The organism is Ureibacillus aquaedulcis, assembly GCF_030418165.1.
Classification (GTDB): domain Bacteria; phylum Bacillota; class Bacilli; order Bacillales_A; family Planococcaceae; genus Ureibacillus; species Ureibacillus aquaedulcis.
In genome coordinates, this window is sequence record NZ_JAUHTQ010000008.1 from 110,641 (window position 1) to 129,163 (window position 18,523).

16 protein-coding genes are annotated in these 18,523 nt (G+C 40.2%); all 16 read left to right on the forward strand.

The window, feature by feature from the left end:
- Nucleotides 1–10: 10 nt before the first annotated feature.
- The 16 genes from QYB95_RS12020 to QYB95_RS12095 all read left to right on the forward strand — a co-directional run bounded on the left by QYB95_RS12020 (nucleotide 11) and on the right by QYB95_RS12095 (nucleotide 18,512).
- Nucleotides 11–313, forward strand: a complete 303-nt coding sequence (locus QYB95_RS12020) for an RNA polymerase subunit sigma (RefSeq protein WP_301138569.1) — start codon at nucleotides 11–13, stop codon at nucleotides 311–313.
- A gap of 9 nt (nucleotides 314–322) precedes the next feature.
- Entirely contained in the window at nucleotides 323–910 is a 588-nt protein-coding gene (locus QYB95_RS12025; RefSeq protein WP_301138570.1) for a hypothetical protein, read from the forward strand.
- A gap of 156 nt (nucleotides 911–1,066) precedes the next feature.
- Complete coding sequence (rpsB, locus tag QYB95_RS12030) at nucleotides 1,067–1,789, forward strand: 30S ribosomal protein S2 (RefSeq protein WP_301138571.1); 723 nt, start codon at nucleotides 1,067–1,069, stop codon at nucleotides 1,787–1,789.
- A 379-nt stretch (nucleotides 1,790–2,168) separates the two neighbouring features.
- Nucleotides 2,169–3,053 (forward strand): translation elongation factor Ts, encoded by an 885-nt coding sequence (gene tsf, locus QYB95_RS12035; RefSeq protein ID WP_301138572.1) that lies wholly within the window; start codon nucleotides 2,169–2,171, stop codon nucleotides 3,051–3,053.
- Between the two features lie 237 nt (nucleotides 3,054–3,290).
- Nucleotides 3,291–4,016: a UMP kinase gene (gene pyrH / locus QYB95_RS12040; protein ID WP_301138573.1), complete on the forward strand. Its 726-nt coding sequence runs from the start codon at nucleotides 3,291–3,293 to the stop codon at nucleotides 4,014–4,016.
- Nucleotides 4,016–4,573, forward strand: coding sequence for a ribosome recycling factor (gene frr / locus QYB95_RS12045; protein WP_301138574.1), 558 nt, complete (start codon nucleotides 4,016–4,018; stop codon nucleotides 4,571–4,573). The genes pyrH and frr overlap by 1 nt, the downstream gene beginning before the upstream one ends.
- A 388-nt stretch (nucleotides 4,574–4,961) precedes the next feature.
- Complete coding sequence (gene uppS, locus QYB95_RS12050) at nucleotides 4,962–5,744, forward strand: undecaprenyl pyrophosphate synthase (RefSeq protein ID WP_301138575.1); 783 nt, start codon at nucleotides 4,962–4,964, stop codon at nucleotides 5,742–5,744.
- Between the two features lie 5 nt (nucleotides 5,745–5,749).
- Nucleotides 5,750–6,535 carry a phosphatidate cytidylyltransferase gene (locus QYB95_RS12055; RefSeq protein ID WP_301138576.1) on the forward strand — a complete coding sequence of 262 codons (786 nt, stop codon included), beginning with the start codon at nucleotides 5,750–5,752 and terminating at the stop codon, nucleotides 6,533–6,535.
- A 98-nt stretch (nucleotides 6,536–6,633) separates the two neighbouring features.
- Nucleotides 6,634–7,779, forward strand: a complete 1,146-nt coding sequence (dxr, locus tag QYB95_RS12060) for a 1-deoxy-D-xylulose-5-phosphate reductoisomerase (protein ID WP_301138577.1) — start codon at nucleotides 6,634–6,636, stop codon at nucleotides 7,777–7,779.
- Between the two features lie 49 nt (nucleotides 7,780–7,828).
- Nucleotides 7,829–9,088, forward strand: coding sequence for an RIP metalloprotease RseP (gene rseP, locus QYB95_RS12065; RefSeq protein ID WP_301138578.1), 1,260 nt, complete (start codon nucleotides 7,829–7,831; stop codon nucleotides 9,086–9,088).
- A gap of 473 nt (nucleotides 9,089–9,561) precedes the next feature.
- Entirely contained in the window at nucleotides 9,562–11,268 is a 1,707-nt protein-coding gene (locus QYB95_RS12070) for a proline--tRNA ligase (RefSeq protein WP_301138579.1), read from the forward strand.
- A gap of 114 nt (nucleotides 11,269–11,382) precedes the next feature.
- Nucleotides 11,383–15,711 carry a PolC-type DNA polymerase III gene (locus QYB95_RS12075; protein WP_301138580.1) on the forward strand — a complete coding sequence of 1,443 codons (4,329 nt, stop codon included), beginning with the start codon at nucleotides 11,383–11,385 and terminating at the stop codon, nucleotides 15,709–15,711.
- Nucleotides 15,712–16,070: 359 nt separating this feature from the next.
- Complete coding sequence (rimP, locus tag QYB95_RS12080; RefSeq protein ID WP_301138581.1) at nucleotides 16,071–16,547, forward strand: ribosome maturation factor RimP; 477 nt, start codon at nucleotides 16,071–16,073, stop codon at nucleotides 16,545–16,547.
- A gap of 22 nt (nucleotides 16,548–16,569) precedes the next feature.
- On the forward strand, nucleotides 16,570–17,721 hold the full coding sequence (gene nusA, locus QYB95_RS12085) for a transcription termination factor NusA (RefSeq protein ID WP_301138582.1): 1,152 nt from the start codon (nucleotides 16,570–16,572) through the stop codon (nucleotides 17,719–17,721).
- A gap of 210 nt (nucleotides 17,722–17,931) precedes the next feature.
- Nucleotides 17,932–18,210, forward strand: coding sequence for an RNase P modulator RnpM (gene rnpM, locus QYB95_RS12090; protein WP_301138583.1), 279 nt, complete (start codon nucleotides 17,932–17,934; stop codon nucleotides 18,208–18,210).
- Nucleotides 18,207–18,512, forward strand: a complete 306-nt coding sequence (locus tag QYB95_RS12095; protein ID WP_301138584.1) for a YlxQ family RNA-binding protein — start codon at nucleotides 18,207–18,209, stop codon at nucleotides 18,510–18,512. Before rnpM ends, QYB95_RS12095 begins: the two co-directional genes overlap by 4 nt.
- Nucleotides 18,513–18,523 lie beyond the last annotated feature (11 nt).

Sequence of the window (18,523 nt, forward strand, 5' to 3'; positions counted from 1 at the left end):
GTGAAAAGTATTGAGTCTAAAAGCGCTTGAACTTCAAATTGCCATTCCAAAGACCTTTGATGCGGGTAAAATGGCAGATCAGCATCAACAAAATGTAATTGGACAGCAAATCGATGCGAATGAAGCACTAAAAAAAGAGCTTAAGAAAAAACAATTGCAGGTCAGCGACACCGAAAAAACAGATAAAATTACTAATGAAAAAGAAAAGCAGCAAAATCACGAAGAAAATTTACCGGATGAAGATAAGCCTCATCAAGAAGAAAAGGAAGCACAACATCCCTTTAAAGGTAATTTTATTGATTTTAGTGGATAGGAGAACAGTATGGTCGTAAGTCTTGTAATCATATTGGTTATTTCGCAGCTCATTTGTTTTTATTTCCTTGTTATTTTAAATACAAGAATAGCCAAATTCAAAGATTTAGAAAAACGACAGGATCAGCTAATCCGTGAGATGGATGACGCGATTAGTTTATATCTAGTGGAAATGAAGGAAGAAAATGATCGACTCATCGCAGAGCTTTCATCCATTAAACAAATTGAGAACAAGAATAAAGAAATAAAAGATCAAAAAGCGGCAATGATGAATTTGGATGATGTTCAGGCAAATTCCGGCGAAGCCCAGGAGGAATCCTTAAGGAACTCACATCCAGCAGAAAATGGCGCGCCAAAAGTAACAATTCCAAAAAGGATGGCAACGAATGCTTATAAACAGCATAGTTTAGCAAATGAAAATTCAACACCGCGTAAACAGGCAGTGGAGGAAGAGGTGGAGAAGGATCTCCAAGCGCTGCCATCTTTCGAACAAAAGGTGCTCAACCTTCATAAACAGGGGAAAACGATTGACGAAATTGCGAAGTTAACGCAAAAAGGCAAAACAGAAATCGAACTATTAATTAAGTTCCATGCATAAAATTGTTGCATGAGAAAAGTTAGTGTGATATATTATCAATTGGTGTTAATTACACACGCATTTTGATGTAGTAAGTGGTGCTTTTTGAATAAAAAGTTGCTTGTTATAGATGAAAAATGCGGAGGAAAAAAACCAAAACATTAGGAGGAAACACACATGTCAGTAATTTCAATGAAACAATTACTTGAAGCTGGTGTACATTTCGGTCACCAAACTCGCCGTTGGAATCCAAAAATGAAAAAATACATTTTTGTTGAACGTAACGGTATCTACATTATCGATTTACAAAAAACGGTTAAAAAATTAGAAGAAGCTTACGACTTCATGCGCCAAGTTGGCCAAGATGGCGGTAAAGTACTTTTCGTAGGTACTAAAAAACAAGCTCAAGAAGCAATTAAAGACGAAGCTGAACGTTCTGGCAACTACTACATCAACCAACGTTGGTTAGGTGGTACTTTAACTAACTTCGGTACAATCCAAAAACGTGTTGCTCGTTTAAAAGCAATCGAAAAAATGGAAGAAGACGGTACTTTCGCAGTTCTTCCTAAAAAAGAAGTTATCCAACTTAAAAAAGAACACGAACGTCTAGTTAAATTCTTAGGCGGTATCCGTGATATGGCTGGCATCCCAGACGTTATGTTCGTGGTTGACCCACGTAAAGAGCGTATCGCTGTTGCTGAAGCTCGTAAATTAAATATTCCTATCGTAGGGATTGTTGATACAAACTGTGATCCAGATGAAATCGACTACGTAATCCCTGCTAACGATGACGCTATCCGCGCTGTTAAATTATTAACTGCTAAAATGGCTGATGCTCTAATCGAGTCAAAACAAGGTGAATCTGAAGCTCCAGCTGAAGAAGTAGCAGCTGCTGAGTAATTCACTATCAGAAAACTTGGCAAGCAGCTAAGCTTTTCTGATGATAAGCCTTAGTTGCTCTTAAGTGGCTAAGGAAGTGATAAACTTTCTTAGCTGCCTAAAAAGGTGATAAGTGGATGAACCCTCTTATCACCTTTTTTTAGAAAGAAAAGTGAATGCGGTTCGCTAAAGCTCTGACAGAAACTGGTCGACAAAAACGCCACATCATGTGGCATTGTCGGCACTTGCACATCCGTGTGCTGCGGAGACTTTTGACGAGCATGCTTGCATGCTTTGAAGAAAGTTGAAGATTCCGAGGAGCAAACCGCTGAAACTGGACATCATGTAAACAGATATACTAAAAAATTAAATAACCTAAAACCCAAGGAGGAAACTTCAAATGGCAATTACTGCACAATTAGTAAAAGAGCTTCGCGAAAAAACTGGCGCAGGTATGATGGATTGTAAAAAAGCTTTAGTACAAACAGATGGTGATATCGACGCAGCAGTTGATTTCTTACGTGAGAAAGGTCTTTCTTCAGCTGCTAAAAAAGCTGATCGTATCGCTGCTGAAGGTACAACTTATATCCTGGCTGAAGGAAACGAAGCTGTAATCTTAGAAGTTAACGCTGAAACTGACTTCGTAGCAAAAAATGAAAAATTCCAAGTACTTGTTTCTGAATTAGCGCAACAAATTTTAGCTGCAAAACCAGAATCAGTAGAAGCTGCATTAGAGCTTTCAAATGCTGAAGGTGTTAAAATCGCAGATCAAATTTCTACTGCTGTTGCAACTATCGGAGAAAAAATCACTCTTCGCCGTTTCGAAGTGAAAACTAAAACTGATGCAGATGCTTTCGGTTCTTACCTGCACATGGGTGGACGTATTGGTGTATTAGTAGTTCTTGAAGGTTCTACTGATGAATCAGCAGCTAAAGATGTCGCTATGCACATCGCTGCAATCAACCCTCAATATGTATCACGTGACGAAGTTTCTGAAGAAGTAGTAGACCGTGAACGTAAAGTGTTAACTGAACAAGCTCTTAACGAAGGTAAACCAGAAAATATCGTTGCTAAAATGGTAGAAGGTCGCCTTGGTAAATTCTTCGAAGACATTTGCTTACTTGATCAAACTTTCGTTAAAAACTCTGATCAAAAAGTACGTGATTTCGTAAAAGCAGCTGGTGGTAACATCACTTCATTCGTACGCTTCGCTGTTGGTGAAGGTATTGAAAAACGTGAAGACAACTTCGCTGAAGAAGTTATGAACCAAGTTAAAGGCAACTAATTTAAATAATAAGTATAATTAGGGGACACAAACCAGTGTTCCCTATTTTTCAAGGAAGAAAAGCGAAAAATGCCCATTAAGCCCGACAAGAGTTGTAGGGTCCCGACAAGTGTGCCTGCACCCTTAAGAAGGAACCGAAACGATTTCGAGGGACCGGGTAATCGTAGCTTGACAAAATACTAGTACAAATAGTTAGTTATGTTTCAGTAGTATAAAAACGAATTGCGGAGGTTTACTATGAGTGTGCCACAATATGAACGTGTAGTTATAAAAATTAGCGGTGAGGCATTGGCAGGAGAAGCTGGTTACGGTTTATCGCCAAAAATTATTAAGTCAGTTGCTGAAGATATTAAAGAAGTAGTGGAGCTTGGAGTCGAGGTTGCTGTAGTAGTAGGCGGCGGTAACATCTGGCGTGGAAAAGTAGGTAGCGAAATGGGGATGGACCGTGCCTCTGCGGATTACATGGGAATGCTTGCAACTGTTATGAATTCATTGGCATTGCAAGATGCCCTTGAAAAGTTGGAAATTGAAACACGTGTTCAATCTTCTATCGTTATGACACAAGTTGCAGAGCCTTACATACGCAGAAAAGCAGTGCGTCACCTTGAAAAGAAACGCGTTGTAATTTTTGCTGCGGGTACAGGTAACCCATTCTTCTCTACAGATACGACTGCTGCTTTACGTGCTGCAGAAATTGATGCAGATGCAATCTTGATGGCTAAAAATAATGTAGATGGTGTATATTCTGCTGATCCACAAACTGACTCAACTGCTGTTAAATATGACACACTCACATATTTAGACGTAATTCAACAAGGATTACAGGTAATGGATTCAACTGCTTCCACTTTATGTATGGACAACGATATCCCATTAATAGTATTCTCTATTATGAATAAAGGAAATATTAAACGAGCGGTACTCGGTGATAAAATCGGTACAGTGGTTAGGAGGAACTTTTAATGCCTAAACAAGTATTAGCACAAGCAAAAGAAAGAATGGACAAATCGATCTCTGCATTTTCCCGCGAATTGGCTTCGATTCGTGCAGGGCGTGCAAATGCGTCTCTTCTAGACAGAATTTCAGTTGATTATTACGGTGCGCCAACACCTGTAAATCAATTAGCTGGTATTTCCGTGCCTGAAGCACGACTTTTAGTCATTCAACCTTATGACAAATCAATCCTGGGTGAAATTGAAAAAGCGATCATGAAATCAGATATCGGAATTACTCCGACAAATGATGGAAATGTAATTCGTTTAACAATCCCTGCTTTAACGGAAGAACGTCGTAAAGAGCTTGTAAAAGTTGTGAGCAAAGAAGCGGAAAATGCAAAAGTAGCAATCCGAAACGTACGCCGTGACGCCAATGATGATCTGAAGAAATTAGAGAAAAACGGCGAAATTACAGAAGATGATTTACGCGGTTTTGGTGACGATATCCAAAAGTTAACGGATGATTACATCGTTAAAGTTGACCAATTAGCAAAAGATAAAGAAAAAGAAATCTTATCTGTATAAAAAACATGCTTGAATTGTGTTTAAATTTATCATTTGCAAAACTATTGTAAATCTAAATGAATGATGAACTAATTCAAGAGTAGGGCGTCCTATTAATTGGGACGTCTTTTTTCAATGTAGTACACTTATGTTGACTTTAAAAAAATCGGTCAAGATTAGTCGCAATTGTTAAGAGAGTTTGGATGTGCCAATACATAATACTCATCATGAATTGAAAAATATTAGAAATTATACGAGAGAACGTAAGACACAATCCTTTGTTTTTGATATGATTAGAAAAATACAGTTTTCACACGAGAATCCATATTTTTCTTATTTCTAAAAATATAGGGGATCGTATCCTTAAAAAGAAAAACGTCCAAAATGTTGTCAGGTGGGGGAATTGCTGATGTTAAAAAAGCTATTTAGTAAATCAAAAAAAGGAAAGCACTCTTTGGAGGTCAAAGAATCTCTTGTAAGTAATGAATGTTTACCTTCCCATATCGCAATTATTATGGATGGCAACGGACGTTGGGCAAAAAAAAGAGCAATGCCTAGAATTGCCGGGCATCATGAAGGAATGCAGACTGTACGTAGAATTGCCCGTGTTGCAGACGACATAGGCATCAAAGTGTTAACGCTTTACGCATTCTCGACAGAAAACTGGAAAAGGCCGAAATCAGAGGTGGATTACCTAATGAGTCTTCCTCAGATGTTCCTAAACTCCTTTATGCCAGAATTAATGGAACGAAACATCCGAATTGAGATGATTGGCGATAAAGAAGGCCTCCCATCGAATACTAAAAAGGCTTTAAATGAAGCGATGGAAAAAACCAAAAATAATACAGGCTTAATTTTAAATTTTGCCATGAATTATGGAAGCCGTGCTGAAATAGTTAAAGCAATGAAGGATATAATGGTAGAAGTCGATGATGGGAAGCTGACTTTGGATCAAGTCGATGAAAAAACGATTGATCAATATTTATTGACATCAACACTTCCAGAGCCCGATTTACTTATCCGTACAAGCGGGGAAGTGCGTCTAAGCAACTTTATGCTATGGCAACTCGCTTATACTGAGTTCTGGTTTACAGATATTCTATGGCCAGATTTCAACCAAGATACCTTCTTGGAAGCGGTACGGGCCTATCAGCAGCGCAACAGGCGCTATGGTGGACTGAAAGGAGAATAACTACATTGAAGCAAAGAATTATAACGGGGGTAGTAGCAGGGGCACTATTTATATTATTTGTGCTTTACGGTAACCTACCTTTTACGTTATTAGTATATGCTCTAGCAGCTGTAGGTATATACGAATTACTAAAAATGAAAAATATTCAAATCTTTTCTATTCCAGGTATTCTTGGATTATTGGTTACATTTAGTTTATTGCTGCCACCTTCAGTCAATTTACAGGAAATTGCTATAACAAAGCTGGAGTTATTAATAATTGGCGCCATTCTTTTACTAATCTATTCGGTCCTTGTCAAAAATCATTTTACTTTTGACGATGTAGGATTTATTTTACTTAGTACTATATATGTCGGGATGGGTTTCTATTATCTGATTGAGACACGTAATAGCGGTCTTGAATTTATTATTTTCGCTCTATTAATTGTTTGGTCAACCGACTCGGGGGCTTATTTCATTGGCCGGAAAATTGGAAAGAAGAAATTATGGCCTGAAATTTCCCCGAACAAAACGGTAGAAGGCTTTGTAGGAGGAATTGTAGCTGCAGTTGTGTTTGCGTGTATTATGCAGATGATTTATCCGATTGCTTCCTCATATTTTGTGTTAATCATTATTGCTGTCTTTGCGTCAATTTTTGGACAGATGGGCGACTTAGTAGAATCTGCAATCAAACGTCACTATGGTGTAAAAGATTCGGGCAGCTTGTTGCCGGGACATGGTGGTATATTAGACCGATTTGATAGCCTCTTATTCGTTCTGCCACTATTGCACTTCCTGCATTTTGTTAACTGATAAGCGATCAGAACTTTGCTGTGCAGCTATATTTAAACCAAGGTTACATCACCATGTTAACAAGGAAGTAACTATTCGTTATTGAAGGGAAGATCCATGTGAAGAAAATAAGCTTATTAGGAGCAACAGGTTCGATTGGAATTCAAACTGTCGATATTTTGTTGAATAATCAGGACAATTTTCAACTTGTTGCATTATCTTCAGGAAGAAATATTGAAAAAACTCGTGAAATAATATCTCAACTAAATCCGGAGCTTGTTTCTGTACAAGATGAAAAAGATGCAATAGAGCTTTCAAAAGAATTTCCCCGCACCACTTTCACTTTTGGTCCCAAGGGACTTGTAGAGGTTGCGACGCATCCGGACTCAACTGTACTTGTAAACGCTGTCCTGGGAAGTGTGGGGCTGGAATCTACCTTGGCTGCCATCAGAATGGGAAAAACTATTGCGATTGCCAATAAAGAAACTTTGGTTACAGCAGGTCACTTAGTGATGGCGGAAGCCAAGAAATATAATGTAGCAATCTTGCCTGTCGATAGCGAGCACTCCGCTATTTTCCAATCCATGAATGGCGAAAACCCTAAACAAATTGAAAGACTGATCTTGACGGCATCCGGTGGCTCATTCCGTGACAAAACCCGGGAAGAATTAAAAAATGTCACTATAAAAGATGCATTGAACCATCCGAATTGGTCAATGGGTGCAAAAATCACCATCGACTCAGCAACGATGATGAATAAAGGGCTGGAAGTAATAGAAGCCCATGTTCTATTCGGTATGCCATTCGAAAAAATTGATGTTTTATTACATAAAGAAAGTATTATTCACTCACTAGTTGAGTATCATGATACAAGTGTTATCGCTCAATTAGGTACTCCCGACATGCGTGTACCGATACAATATGCCTTAAGCTATCCAGAGCGGTTGCCATTAATGGGGGGTACTCGCCTAGATCTTGCAAAGATTGGCCAGCTGAATTTTAAAGAGGTTGACTTTGAGCGATTCCGTGCCCTGAAACTAGCCTACGACGCAGGGCAAGCAGGCGGAACATTATTAACGGCCATGAATGCAGCAAATGAAGCGGCAGTCGGGCTATTCCTGCAAGAAAAAATAACTTTCCTGCAAATCGAAGAAGTAATCGAACAAATTATGAACGATCATCAAAATATTCTAGCTCCAGACTTAGAAACTATATTACATGTAGATACCGAAACAAGAAAATTAGTAGAGAGCATGGTAAAATAGAGAGAGCAAGCATAGAATAAGTAAACATGTTCTTTGAAGGTGGGATGATATGCAAACTGTTATAGCATTTATCGTTGTTTTCGGCTCCCTAGTATTCTTCCATGAACTTGGACATTTTATTTTTGCAAAACGAGCGGGTATTCTAGTACGTGAATTTGCAATTGGAATGGGTCCGAAAATTTTTGGAATGATGAAAGGTGAAACGTTATATACACTCCGATTATTGCCTATTGGCGGCTATGTTCGAATGGCAGGAGAAGATACTGATTCAGTGGAACTTCAGCCCGGATTTCGAGTAGGGTTAATTCTGAATCGGGATAACGTAGCTGAAAAAATTTATTTAAACCAGAATGTACAAAACCCGAATGTTCTTTTTTTGGAAGTGGAACGGGCAGACCTTGAAAAAGGGCTATGGATTGAAGGCTACGACGAAGATGATCAGTTTACAAGAATAAATGTATCCAGAACAGCAACTCTTGTCGAGAATGGTACTGAAACAATGATCGCGCCATACGATCGCCAGTTTAATTCCAAAACTGTCGGGCAGCGGACAATGGCTATTTTTGCTGGGCCGCTTTTTAATTTCATCTTAGCATTTTTCCTTTTTGCGATACTTGGCATTATGCAAGGAGTACCTACCTACGAACCAATTATTTATGGTGTCGACGAGAAAGGTCCAGCAGCAGCTGCCGGTTTGCAAGCAGGAGACTATGTGAAGGAAATTGATGGACAACCTGTTGAAAGATGGCAAGATCTGTCCAGTACTGTTCAAGATAAACCTGGTGAGCCAATATCGATTATAGTAGAACGAGATGGTCAGAACATTGAACTTAAAATGACCCCGGATACCTTAGAGGAAAGTGGTAAGGAATACGGGCAAATCGGTGTTTATTATCAAAGTCCGGTTGAGAAAAACCCTTTAAAAGCCCTTGTCTTTGGTGTCACACAAACCTATGATTATACAGTTCTAATACTAGGTCTTCTAGGGGACTTAATAACTGGCCAGTTTACAATCGATGCACTTTCTGGACCTGTTGGCATTTATAAGGTAACGGAAACCGTTGCAAAAGATGGTGTCTATAATCTAATGAACTGGGCAGCAGTCCTAAGTATTAACCTTGGGATCATGAACCTGCTACCTCTTCCTGCACTTGACGGAGGAAGATTATTGTTCTTCGGAATTGAAGCATTGCGCGGCAAACCTGTTGACCGTCAAAAAGAAGGAATGGTTCATTTTGTAGGAATCGTCTTACTCATGATCCTGATGGTAGTCGTTACGTGGAATGATATACAGAGATTCTTCTTCTAAGAAAAGTGGAGAACGATCGCCCAGCTCCGACAACAACTTGGAGGATTCGACAAAAGGACGCTCTTTGTCCTTACGGGCGAAGCAAGTTGCGCGAGGAGCTATCGTTCGCAACTAGACACTAATGAAGTCAGCCAAAGAACGCCACATCGTGTGGCAAAGGCTGACTGACCAACGTCCTGTGGGCCTAAGTGGAGAACGATCGCCCAGCTCCGACGAGGAGAACAATCGCTCTTCAGAAGAAACAGAAGCATTCGACACAATTAAAATCAACAAATTATCTAACCTTATTCATTTGTGGTAAAATCCATAATGAATAAGGTTATACTTTTTTTGATAAGCTTTTAGTACATATTTAAAATTATGGATATTCCAGGATTCTTTCCGACTTGTGAATATTTAAAAGGTACATACGAAGTTACTTCGGTGTATGTTATGCTAAATATGTGATTTATGAAGAGAAAAGGTGGAGCGCTATGAAACAAAGTTCTACGTTAATTCCTACGCTGGGTGATGTACCCTCGGATAGTGAAGTGAAATCTCATCTAATGCTTCTTCGCGCTGGATTCATACGTGAGAGTACTAGTGGTGTCTTTTCCTATTTACCATTGGCTAAACGTGTTTTAAATAAAATAGAGAAAATGATTCATGAGGAAATGGAAGCCTTTGGGGCAGTAGAAATTAGTTTACCCACTTTGCAAGCCCAAGAAGCAATCGAGAAATCCAGAGATCTTGAGGTCCAGCAAGAAGAGTTATTCCAAATCAAGAATCGCAGCAAACAAAAGTTGATCCTTGCACCAACACATGAGGAAGCAATGAAAAGATTGATTCGCGAGGAAGTAGAATCCTTCAACACATTGCCGATTACTTTATATCAAATTCAAACTAACTACCGCAATGAAACGCAATCAAACTATGGATTATTGAGAAGCAAGGAATTTTTGATGAAGGATGCTTACTCATTCCATGATAGTAAAGAAAACCAGGATTCAGCTTTTCAAGATATGGTACAAGTTTATTCAACTATTTTAAGTAAACTCGGCTTGCACTACGAGATTATCGAAACAAATCCGGGACTGGGTGTTGGTGCTAAAGCAATCGAGTTTATCGTAGCTTCGGAACTGGGAGAAGCAACTGTTGTCTATTCAGATGAATCCAGGTATATCGGAAACATAAAAGTTGCACCAGTAATCAAAGAATATATTCCCTCGGATCTACCCGTGAAGCCAATGGAAAAAGTGGCAACACCAAATGTGAACACGCTAAATGAAGTATGTACAATTTTCAATATAGAAGAAAAAGATTGTATCAAATCCGAACTATACAAGGTTGATGATGAATATGTCGTTGTACTTGTACGAGGCGATCATGAGATCAACCCTTATAAATTAAAAAATGTGTTGCAGGCTACATCGGTTTACGTAGCTAAAGACAAAGAAGTTCAAGAATTATTAGGCGCCCATGTCGGGCTGATTGGTCCGGTTAAGCTGCCGATTGACGTAAAGGTTGTAGCAGACAATGCAATCCAGTCGATCAGCAATGGAGTGGCTGGGGCCAATGAAGAGGGATATCATTATGTGAATGTATCTCCTGGACGAGATTTTGCCATTAGCAGCTATGAGGATATCCGCTACATCCAGGAAGGGGACCCTTCTCCTGATGGACAGGGCACCATTCTCTTTAAAAAAGCGATTGAAGTAGGGAAAATAAGCAAACTGGGTGAAAGTGTTGCTGATTATGCTAATGAAAACTTCAGTGATGACAATGAACATTCGGGCGAACTTCTAATGAACTGCTATCATCTGGGGATATCCAGACTATTGGCAGTACTGGCGGAAAATTATCAGGATGATAAAGGCTTTAATTGGCCAAAGCAATTTTCTCCATACGAACTTCATTTAATACCGGTTGATAAAGAGGATGAAGTACAATTTAACCTATCATCAGAGCTATATAACATCTTAACGTTCTACCAGTTTGAAGTATTGTTCGATGATCGGGATATTCATGCAGAAGTGAAATTTGTGGATGCCGATTTAATTGGTCTGCCCGTTCGCATAACGATAGGAAGACGGGCAAGTGAAGGCATCGTTGAAGTGAAAATCAGAAAAACAGGTGAAACTTTCGAGTGGGCAAAAGAAGAACTGATCGACCACTTAAATGAAATTTTCCGGTCAAATTAAAAGGCAAAGTAAAAAACGATCGATTTTCGCTTTCTAGCGAAAATCGTTTCTTTCTGATATAGATACTACTTTAGAATTTTAAATATTAAAAATCCAAAACAGGTGGTGAGTTAAATGGTAGACAGCCAAGAAGCGCGAGAACGATTTTTAACACTTTTACAACAATTACAGCTAACCGAAGATGTCTACATGTCTTTTTTTGAAAAAGGTGAGCTCACTCGACTTACTGTTCATAAAAAAAATCGCATCTGGTGTTTTGCCCTTCAGCTAGAAAATATTTTACCATTCCAGCTGTATCAATTATTTCGTACAAGAATGGCTGAGCAGTTTTCCCATATTGCGCAGGGCATAATAACAATTGAAGCAAGAAATCCGGTAGTAACCGAGCAGCTCATAATGGATTATTGGTTATCTGCTGTTGAGCAATTGGATGCATCTCCGCCAGTTAAAAATCGATTGTTGACTCAAATGCCGACATGGACAGGAAACAAGTTAATTGTTTCATGTATGGCTGAAATGGAACAGTTGACATTAAAATCCAAATACGGAGTGAAAATTGTCGAGGCATATGAAAGCTTGGGATTCCCACAGTTTTCGGTAGACTTCCAACTAGTTGAAGCAACTGACGAGATGAAAGAAGCACAGCAGCAATATATTGAAAAACGTCAATTGGAAGAGGCGGAGCTTGCACGTAAAGCGATGGAAGATTTCCAAAGCCGTGAAAAGGCAAAATCGGATAACCCTGAATCTGTTGCTAGCAGTGGTCCATTCCAGTTAGGAAACCACATAAAAGATACAGACATCATGGAAATTCGCCGTGTGGTAGAAGAAGAGCGCCGAGTTGTTCTTGAAGGGTTTGTATTTGCTGTAGAAATCAAGGAGCTGCGAAGCGGCCGTTCACTTTTGGAACTAAAAATGACCGACTATACCGATTCCATCCTGGTGAAAATGTTCTCTCGCGATAAAGAAGATGCAGAACGTATGGCACAACTGAAAAAAGGTATGTGGGTAAAAGTGCGCGGTGCAGTTCAAAATGACACCTTCGTTCGTGATTTGGTCGTTATGGCCCAAGATATTAACGAGGTGTTCAAGGAATCCCGCAAGGATACAGCACCGGAAGGGCAAAAACGAGTAGAGCTTCATTTACATACACCAATGAGTCAAATGGACGCGGTGACTCCGATTGATCAGTTGGTTGGACAAGCTGCAAAATGGGGGCACTCTGCCATTGCCATCACGGACCATGCTGTAGCACAAGGTTTCCCTGATGCATATGCGGCAGGAAAAAAACATGGCGTCAAAATTATCTATGGCATCGAAGCCAACTTGGTTGACGATGGCTCTCCGATTGCCTATGCCGAACAACATATTGGGCTTGATGATGCAACGTTTGTAGTGTTTGACGTCGAAACAACAGGTCTTTCCACTGCCTACGATACGATTATAGAGCTTGCTGCGGTGAAAATTAAGGAAGGTAAAGTAATCGAGAAATTCGAACGCTTTGCAAATCCCCATAAACCCTTGACAGCAAAGATTATTGAGCTAACGCATATTACCGATGATATGCTGCAAGATGCGCCAGAGGTAGCTCAAGTCGTAACGGAGTTTAAAGATTTTATTGGAGATTCGATCGTTGTTGCCCATAACGCATCATTCGATATGGGCTTCCTATATACTGCCTATGAAAAAGCGGGTATACAAGGTGTTATTCACCCAGTAATTGATACGCTTGAGCTGTCCAGATTCCTAAATCCTACGTTAAAAAGCCACCGTTTAAATACATTGTGTAAACGATACGGCATTGAACTAACACAACATCACCGTGCCATCTATGATACGGAAGCAACGGGTGAATTAATGCTTCATTTGTTAAAAGATGCAAAAGAGCAGCATGGCATCAACTATCACGATGAATTCAACGATCAAATCAATCGGGATGAAAGCTATAAGCAGTCCCGACCATACCATTGTACAATCTTGGCAGTCGATAATGATGGGTTGAAAAACCTGTTTAAGTTAATTTCAATTGCCCATACAAAAACGTACTATCGTGTTCCGCGTATACGCAGATCGGATTTAACCAAGCATCGACAAGGGCTTATAGTCGGGTCTGGATGCAATAATGGCGAGTTATTTGAAACGATGATGAATAAATCGAGTGACCAGGCCGAAAAGGTTGCCAAATTCTATGATTATATCGAAGTGCAGCCAAAGCCTGTCTATGCACCTTTAATAGAAGGCGGCGTCATTCATGATGAATGGAATTTGGAGGATATCATTCGCAAGCTGGTAAAGCTTGGCAAGCGTATGGACAAGCCTGTTGTCGCAACAGGGAATGTTCATTATTTAAATGAAAACGACGCTGTATTCCGTCAAATTTTGGTCGGTTCACAGGGAGGAGCAAATCCTTTAAATCGCTACAAGTTGCCAGCCGTTCATTTCCGTACTACAAATGAAATGTTGGCAGAATTTGATTTCTTGGGGCCGGATCTTGCAAAAGAGATTGTAGTGACCAACTCACAAAAAATTGCCGATATGATTGGCGATGTAAAACCGATCAAGGATGACCTTTATACTCCAAAAATTGAAGGTTCGGATGAGGAAGTAACGAACCTAACCTATGAAATGGCCCATCAAATATATGGAGAAGTGCTTCCTGAAATCGTGAAGGCCCGTATTGAAAAAGAACTAACATCGATTTTAGGAAACGGATTCGGCGTAATTTACTTAATTTCCGCAAAGCTCGTGAAAAAGTCCCTTGCAGATGGATACCTGGTAGGTTCCCGTGGATCGGTAGGGTCTTCGCTTGTTGCGACCTTCATGGAAATTACAGAAGTAAATCCGTTACCACCGCATTACATCTGCCCTAGCTGCAAAAATGTAGAGTTCTTTGATGATGGTTCCGTCGGGAGCGGGTTCGACTTGCCAAACAAGGAATGCCCAAAATGTGGCACGCAATACAAAAAAGATGGCCAGGATATTCCGTTTGAAACCTTCCTTGGATTTAAAGGAGACAAGGTTCCCGATATCGACTTGAACTTCTCGGGTGAATATCAGCCACAAGCCCATAACTATACAAAAGTCCTGTTCGGTGAGGACTATGTATATCGTGCCGGAACGATTGGTACAGTAGCCGAAAAAACAGCTTATGGATATGTAAAAGGTTATTCATCCGATAATAATCTTTCATTCCGCGGGGCGGAAGTGGATCGCCTTGTACAAGGCTGTACCGGGGTTAAACGTACGACTGGGCAACACCCTGGTGGGATCATTGTAGTGCCGGATTATATGGATATTTATGATTTTACGCCGGTTCAATTCCCGGCAGATGCACAGGATTCGGAATGGAAAACAACCCATTTCGACTTCCATTCCATCCATGATAACGTACTGAAGCTCGATATACTTGGGCACGATGATCCGACTGTGATCAGGATGCTGCAGGATCTATCCGGAATCGATCCGAAAACAATCCCGACAGATGACCCGGAAGTAATGAAAATCTTCTCCACACCGGAATCCCTTGGTGTAACGGTAGAACAAATCGGCACGAAAACGGGTACTTTGGGGATTCCTGAGTTTGGTACGCGATTTGTTCGTCAAATGTTGGAAGATACGAAGCCATCAACGTTTAGCGAACTTGTGCAGATTTCTGGTTTATCCCATGGGACAGACGTTTGGTTGGGAAATGCCCAAGAATTAATTCATAACGGGACGTGTGTACTTTCCGAAGTAATCGGTTGCCGTGATGACATAATGGTTTATTTAATCTATCAAGGATTGGAACCAAGCTTTGCCTTCAAAATCATGGAGTCGGTTCGTAAAGGGAAAGGCTTGACGGAAGAAATGGAAGCGGAGATGCGAGCACAAAGTGTACCTGAATGGTATATCGATTCCTGCAAGAAGATAAAGTACATGTTCCCGAAAGCCCATGCCGCTGCCTATGTTTTGATGGCAGTGCGTATAGCATGGTTTAAAGTACATCATCCTATTTTATATTACGCAGCGTATTTTACTGTCCGTGCAAGCGACTTTGACCTGATCGCCATGACACAGGGCTCGGCAATCATTCGCTCACGCATTGATGATATCAACGCAAAAGGTTTAGATGCTTCGAAAAAGGAAAAAGATTTAATGACGGTATTGGAGCTTGCATTGGAAATGTGCGAACGCGGCATGAGCTTCCAGAAGGTAGACTTATATCGTTCCCAGGCAAGTGAGTTTGTCATTGAGGGCAATACATTGATTCCTCCATTTGATGCGATTCCTGGTCTTGGTACAAACGTTGCCAAAGCAATCGTTGCGGCAAGGCAGGACGGTGAATTTTTATCGAAAGAGGACCTGCAGCAACGCGGGAGAGTTTCCAAATCCCTTATCGAGTATATGGATACGTTAGGCTGTCTTGAAGGTCTGCCTGACGCAAACCAGCTGTCATTGTTCTAAAACCAACACTTTGCGAAGCTGCCAATTAGGTAACAGATTTGCGTAAATTTGCATTCTGTTAAATATTGTGCTATTGTTATGGTAATAATTTGTTGATAGTTTTGCAGCAAAAGAGTGGGGCTTTTCCCGCTCTTTTCTGTTGTTACGCTTATTCAAATTTTTCTTACAGCAACATTCGGTCCCTCTTGAATTTCACCTTTCTTCGGTGGAATTTCTGTTTTTATACTGATTAAGTTTTGGATCCTTCACAACAATTAGTAGAAAAGAGGCATAAAATCTCGCATTTAAGTGAAATTTTAATTTATATAAACCGATAATTTGTGGAAAAAGGCAAGAGACAATTACGTTGGGAGGATACTATGAGCAAAGTAACGTCAGTAATTGAAGAACTTGTTACGCCAATTGTAGAAGAGTTGAACCTTGAACTTGTCGAAATTGAGTTTTTAAAAGAAGGACGCAACTGGTTCCTTCGTGTATATATCGATACACCAGAAGGCGGCATTGATATTGAACAATGTGCGCTCGTAAGTGAGCGGCTAAGTGAAGTCCTGGATGAAAAAGACCCAATCGAGCAAAACTACTATTTGGAAGTTTCTTCACCAGGTGCGGAACGACCATTGAGAAAAGAATCAGATTTCGAAAAATCAGTAGGCAAATTTATCTATGTGAAAACATACGAGCCAATAAAAGATATGAAAGAATTCCAAGGCTATCTAAGATCATATACTGATGAAGGTCTAGAACTTGAAGTTCGAATTAAAACACGTAAACTAACTGTTTTTATTGAAAAAGAAAAAATCGCAAAAGCACGACTTGCTATCGATTTTTCATCATAACTGAATATTAGGAGTGAACAAAATGAGTAGTGATTTATTAGATGCTTTAACTGCTCTGGAGCAACAAAAAGGAATTTCGAGAGAAGTAATAGTTGAAGCAATTGAAGCGGCATTAGTAACTGCATATAAAAGAAACTTTAATCAGGCACAGAATGTACGTGTAGATTTAAATCTGGAAAATGGATCAATGTTGGTCTATTCACGCAAAGATGTAGTAGAGGAAGTAGAAGATGACCGTCTTCAAATTGCTCTTGAAGATGCAAAGGAAATTAACCCGGCATATGAAATCGGTGATGTTCTCGAACAAGAGGTAACACCTCGCAACTTCGGACGCATCGCGGCTCAAACAGCAAAACAAGTTGTAACACAAAGAGTTCGCGAAGCAGAGCGCGGTATTATTTACGAAGAATACGTAGATCGCACAGATGACATTGTGAACGGAACAATTGAACGTCAAGATGCCCGCAATATTTATGTAAGCTTAGGTAAGGTGGAAGCTGCATTACCTGTAAACGAACAAATCCAGGGTGAAGCATATAGACCGCAAAGCCGCATTCGCGTTTATATTACGAAAGTAGAGCGTACAACACGCGGACCTCAAGTCATCGTTTCTCGTACACACCCGGGATTACTTCGCAGACTATTCGAAATGGAAGTTCCAGAGATTTTTGAAGGTATCGTTGAAATTAAATCGATCGCTCGTGAAGCCGGAGACCGCTCGAAGATTTCCGTACATGCCCACAATCCGGAAATCGATGCAGTAGGTGCTTGTGTAGGTGCCAAAGGTGCACGTGTACAAAACATTGTGAACGAGTTAAATGGAGAAAAAATCGACATAGTTGAATGGTCTGAAGATCCAATTGTATTTGTTGCAAATGCTTTAAGTCCCTCAAAAGTTCTTGATGTAATCGTTAACGAAGAAGAAAAGTCGACAACTGTAGTGGTACCTGATTATCAATTATCATTGGCGATCGGTAAACGCGGACAAAATGCGCGCCTTGCAGCAAAACTAACAGGCTGGAAAATCGATATTAAGAGTGAAACAGATGCGCGTGAAGCGGGAATTTATCCAAACGAATCAAGTCGTTTTGTTCCGGCTGATGACGCTGACAATGATAGTGATTTCTATGATGAAGATGTAGCTTACGATCTTTATCAAGATGACGAAGAATAAGCAATAGTTGCATGAGCAGGGCACTCGCTAAAAGTATCAGTAATTATAAAGTTTTTGATATTGATCAATGTCTAGCTCCAGCGCCCAGCCCCTCGAGGTCGCTTCAGTTCCTCGGTCGAAAGCGGAAAAGATGCTTTCGATTCGGACCTTCCAGCGCTTGTCGGGGCTAAACAGGGCACTTGCGCTTTTCTAAAAGGAAGGTGAATTCTTATGGCAACACAAAGAAAGGTTCCTTTACGCAAATGTGTCGTAACAGGCGAAAACTTGCCTAAAAAATCAATGATCCGTGTCGTTCGTTCCAAAGAAGGCGAAGTATCGGTGGATGTGACGGGAAAGAAATCTGGACGTGGAGCTTATATTTCCAAATCGGAAGAGGCTGTTGAAACTGCCCGGAAGAAAAATATATTGGAGCGCCATCTGGAAGCCAAAATCCCCGAAGAGGTTTATGAAGAATTGATTAAGCTGATTCGCAGGGAGTCCATTTTATGAGTGAAAGACTACTCCAATTACTAGGTTTAGCAGCTAGAGCTAGGAAGATAGTTACTGGGGAAGAGTTAGTAGTGAATCAAATACGTACAAATAAAGCTAAGCTGGTACTACTAGCATCAGACGCCTCAAAAAATTCTAGCAAGAAGATTCAAGATAAATGTACGTATTATAACGTTGAGTATCATGTGTTTGGTGATCGCTACCAGCTAGGGACTGCAATTGGTAAAGAAGCACGTGTCGCAATTGCTATTGTAGATAGCGGATTTGCGAAAAAGATGTCTAGTCTACTCAACGAAAATTAATCGGGGGTGAG

What these genes read in the sequence shown, in the direction of transcription:
- QYB95_RS12025 (WP_301138570.1), top strand. Translation starts at nt 323, where the DNA reads ATGGTCGTAAGTCTTGTAATCATATTGGTTATTTCGCAGCTCATTTGT.
- rpsB (WP_301138571.1), top strand. Translation starts at nt 1,067, where the DNA reads ATGTCAGTAATTTCAATGAAACAATTACTTGAAGCTGGTGTACATTTC.
- tsf (WP_301138572.1), top strand. Translation starts at nt 2,169, where the DNA reads ATGGCAATTACTGCACAATTAGTAAAAGAGCTTCGCGAAAAAACTGGC.
- pyrH (WP_301138573.1), top strand. Translation starts at nt 3,291, where the DNA reads ATGAGTGTGCCACAATATGAACGTGTAGTTATAAAAATTAGCGGTGAG.
- frr (WP_301138574.1), top strand. Translation starts at nt 4,016, where the DNA reads ATGCCTAAACAAGTATTAGCACAAGCAAAAGAAAGAATGGACAAATCG.
- uppS (WP_301138575.1), top strand. Translation starts at nt 4,962, where the DNA reads ATGTTAAAAAAGCTATTTAGTAAATCAAAAAAAGGAAAGCACTCTTTG.
- rseP (WP_301138578.1), top strand. Translation starts at nt 7,829, where the DNA reads ATGCAAACTGTTATAGCATTTATCGTTGTTTTCGGCTCCCTAGTATTC.
- QYB95_RS12070 (WP_301138579.1), top strand. Translation starts at nt 9,562, where the DNA reads ATGAAACAAAGTTCTACGTTAATTCCTACGCTGGGTGATGTACCCTCG.
- QYB95_RS12075 (WP_301138580.1), top strand. Translation starts at nt 11,383, where the DNA reads ATGGTAGACAGCCAAGAAGCGCGAGAACGATTTTTAACACTTTTACAA.
- rimP (WP_301138581.1), top strand. Translation starts at nt 16,071, where the DNA reads ATGAGCAAAGTAACGTCAGTAATTGAAGAACTTGTTACGCCAATTGTA.
- nusA (WP_301138582.1), top strand. Translation starts at nt 16,570, where the DNA reads ATGAGTAGTGATTTATTAGATGCTTTAACTGCTCTGGAGCAACAAAAA.
- rnpM (WP_301138583.1), top strand. Translation starts at nt 17,932, where the DNA reads ATGGCAACACAAAGAAAGGTTCCTTTACGCAAATGTGTCGTAACAGGC.
- QYB95_RS12095 (WP_301138584.1), top strand. Translation starts at nt 18,207, where the DNA reads ATGAGTGAAAGACTACTCCAATTACTAGGTTTAGCAGCTAGAGCTAGG.